This is a genomic window from Streptomyces sp. MP131-18 (assembly GCF_001984575.1).
GTDB lineage: Bacteria > Actinomycetota > Actinomycetes > Streptomycetales > Streptomycetaceae > Streptomyces > Streptomyces johnsoniae.
Map to the genome: position 1 here is coordinate 931,050 of NZ_LZNS01000001.1, position 3,867 is coordinate 934,916.

Sequence of the window (3,867 nt, forward strand, 5' to 3'; positions counted from 1 at the left end):
ACCACCTCCCGCAACGACCCGTCCAACAACCCATCCAACACCCCGCACACCTCATCAAACGTCTCCGCAAACACCGGGAACGCCTCATACAACTCCCGCCCCATACCCAACCGCTGCGCCCCCTGACCGGCAAACAGCAGCCCAAGTCGGCTCCCGCCGCGCGCCAGGCCGCTCAGGACGCCCGCCCGCTCCGCACCCGACTCCACGGCTTCGGTTCCGGCGAGCAGGTCCGCAGACGAGGAGCCCACCACGACGGCGCGGTGCTCCAACGCCGCCCGTGTCGCCGCCAGCGACCAGCCCACGTCGAGCGGGTGGAGCTCCGGCCTGTCCCTTACCAGGTCGGCCAGTTGCCCGGCCTGGCTGCTCAGCGACCGGGCACTTCCGGCCGACAGCACCCACGGCAGGACGGGGACGCCCTGCGGCTGCTGGCTCTTCTCCCCGGCCGTGTCTGCCTCCGGGGCCTGCTCCAGCAGCACATGTGCGTTCGTACCGCTCACACCGAACGCCGAAATGCCGATGCGACGCGGCCGGCCCCGGTCCGCCCAGGGGGCGTTCTCGGTGAGCAGGGAGACCGCGCCCGAGTCCCAGTCGACCTCGGGCGTGGGGTTGTCGGCGTGCAGTGTCTTGGGCAGCAGCCCATGGCGCAGGGCGAGCACGGACTTGATGACGCCGCCGACGCCGGCCGACGCCTGAGCGTGCCCGATGTTGGACTTCAGCGAACCGATCAGCAGTGGCCGGTCGGCCGGCCGGTTCTGCCCGTAGGTGGCGAGCAGGGCATGCGCCTCAATCGGATCGCCCAGTTTGGTGCCGGTGCCGTGGGTCTCCACGGCGTCGACCTGGTCGGGGGCCAGTCGCGCATTGGCGAGGGCAGCCTCGATGACTTGTTGCTGGGCAGGACCGTTGGGAGCCGTCAGGCCGTTGCTCGCGCCGTCCTGATTGATGGCCGAGCCTCGCACCACCGCGAGTACGGGGTGCCCGTTCCGCCGCGCCTCGGACAGCCGTTCCACCAGCACCATGCCGACGCCCTCGCCCAGCCCCATGCCGTCGGCGTCCGCGGAGAACGCGCGGCAGCGGCCGTCGCGGGAGAGGGCGCGCTGGCGGCTGAAACCGACGAACTCGGCCGGGGTGGACATCACCGCGACACCGCCCGCCAGGGCCAGCGAACAGTCGCCCTGCCTGAGCGCGCCGACCGCCAGGTGCAGGGCGACGAGTGATGAGGAACATGCGGTGTCGATGGTGATGGCAGGCCCCGACAGGCCGAAGAAGTAGGCGATGCGGCCGGAGACGATGCTGGCCGAGCTGCCGGTGACCAGGTGGCCCTCGACTCCGCCCGAAGTGTCGGAGATACCGCTGCGGTAGTCGAGGGGGTTGGCTCCGACGAACGTGCCGACGCTGCTGCCCTTCAGTGACTTCGGGTCGATTCCGGCGCGTTCGAACGTCTCCCAGGCCAGCTCCAGGGTGAGGCGCTGATGCGGGTCCATCGCCAGCGCCTCACGTGGTGAGATGCCGAACAGTGCCGGGTCGAACTGCCCGGCCTCGGACAGGAAGCCGCCCGCCTCGACGTAGGTCTTGCCCTCCTGGTCGGGGTCCGGGTCGTACAGCTCACCGAGTTCCCAGCCGCGGTTTGCGGGCAGCGGGGAGATGGTATCGGTGCCGGTGGAGACCACCTGCCACAGATCTTCTGGCGAACGCACTCCACCGGGGTAGCGGCATGCCATGGCGACGATGGCGATGGGGTCCTGCTCCCGCGCCCGCACGGTGGTGAGTTCCTGCTGGGCGAGCTTCAGATCGCCGGTGACACGCCGGAGGTAGTCGAGGAGTTTCTGCTCGTTCTGCGTTGGCTTGGGATCGTTCGGCATGGTGATGTCTCCAGGGAAAGCCAAAGGTCGTTCTGGCGGACGCGGGAACTCAGGGAAGTCCCAGCTCTCGGTCGATCATGTTGAACAGTTCGTCGGCACTCGCCGAGGAGACATCCACCCCACCGTTCCCCGTGTCCGCGGCGTCGGCGCCGTCACCGTCCACTCCGGACGAGGGGGCGGGCGACGCGCTCTCGTTCCAGCGCCACAGAAGGTTTTGCAGACGCTTGGCGACGTCCTCGCGGGTGCTCTCGTCGGGTTCGAGAGCGCCCAGCGCGGCCTCGAGTTCGGCGAGCTGACCGAGGACAGGCTTCGCCGCGGAGTCCTCCGGCGCAAGCATGACGAGAAGCCTGGCCGCGAGGTGGGTCGGCGACGGGTAGTCGAAGACCAGCGTCGCCGGCAGCTTCAGACCCGTCTGCGCCTCGAGGCGGTTCCGCAGCTCGACCGCGGTCAGCGAGTCGAAGCCCATGTCGCGGAAGGCGCGGCCTGCCTCGACCTCGTCACCCGCGGCCCCGTGCCCCAGCACCGTCGCCGCCTGGGCGCGGACGAGGTCGAGCAGCAGGTGCTCTTGTTCGGGCCGGGACAGCCCGACGAGCTTCTCGGCGAACTGTCCGGTCGCCGCCGAGGTGCCGGCCGACTCCGGCAGCGGCGCTTCCTTGAGCCGGCGGACCTCGGGGATCTCGGTGATCAGACGGCTGTCCCTGACCATGGTGAACAGGGATACGAACTGCTCCCAGTCCACGTCCGCGACCGCGACGAAGGTCTCGTCGTGGTCGAGCGACTGCTGGAGCGCGGCGAAGGCCAGTTCGGCGTCGAGCAGTGGCAGGCCGTGACGGCTGGACTTCTGGTTCTTGTAGGTACGCAGCTCCGTGTTGAGGGGGTCCCAGTCGTTGGCCGCGTCCCAGATGCCCCACGACACCGAGGTGGTCGGCAGCCCGCGACCGCGCCGTTCCTCGGCAAGTGCGTCGAGGTGGGCGTTGGAGGCGGCGTAGGCCCCGTGGTCGCCGCTGCCCCAGACACTGGCGATGGAGGAGAACAGCACGAACGCGTCGAGCGTGTCCTTGTCGAACAGCTCGTCCAGGTACTGGGCGCCCAGCACCTTGGCGCGGCAGATCTCCGCGTAATCGGCCGGCGTGGTCTCGGCCAGCATGCCGAGGGCGATGTGGGCCGCGGTGTGGATGACGGCGCGAATGGGCGGCCCTTCGGCCTCGACCTGCCGCACCAGCTCGCTCAGCGCCTTCTTGTCGGCCACGTCGCACGCGGCGATGGTGACGCGGACGCCCATCTCGGTGAGGACGGCCTCCAGTTCCGGGGCGCCGAGCGCTTCACGGCCGCGCCGACTGGTGAGCACCAGGTGCTCGGCGCCGTTGCGGGCCAGCCAGCGGGCGAGGTGCCCGCCGATGCCGCCCGTCCCTCCGGTGACCAGCACGGTGCCGCGCGGAGTCCACTGGCGAGGCGGTGTGCGGTCGCCGAGGGCGCCACGGACCAGGCGCCGGACGAAGACTCCGGAGGATCGAACGGCAAGCTGGTCCTCCCCGTCCGGGTCGGCGAGGATCTGGCACACGCGCCGTAGCGCGCGGTCGTCGAGCCGTGCCGGGAGGTCGATCAGACCTCCCCACAAGTCGGGGTGCTCCAGCGCGGCGGCCCTGCCCCAGCCCCATGTCTGCGCCTGACCAGGGCTGGTGAGGTGGTCGGAGCCGGACACGGAGACCGCGCCGCGGGTCAGCATCCACAGCGGGGCGGTGAAGCTCAGGTCGTGCAGCGCCTGGAGTACGACAAGGCCGCCGGCGCTTCCGACGCTGGTGCCGAGGAGGTCCGGGTGGTCACTGTCGTCCAGAGCCCACAGGCACAGGACGCCGGCCAGCCCGCTGCCGTCGCCCGCCCTTTCGGCGATGCGCGCGGCGAGCTTGCCCCGGTCCATGTCCTCGATGCCCACATCCAGCCGTTCCGCGGTCGTACCGCGGTCGGCCAGGGTGCGCAGCAGCCCGTCGGTGGCCTCCTCGGCCATGCC

2 protein-coding genes are annotated in these 3,867 nt (G+C 70.5%); both read right to left on the reverse strand.

Annotated features, from left to right (window positions below; all coding sequences use genetic code 11):
- Positions 1 to 1,883: type I polyketide synthase (locus tag STBA_RS03980; RefSeq protein WP_253194511.1), on the reverse strand; the 1,883-nt coding region annotated here is incomplete at its 3' end.
- A gap of 25 nt (positions 1,884 to 1,908) precedes the next feature.
- Positions 1,909 to 3,867: beta-ketoacyl reductase (locus STBA_RS03985; RefSeq protein ID WP_143659618.1), on the reverse strand; the 1,959-nt coding region annotated here is incomplete at its 5' end.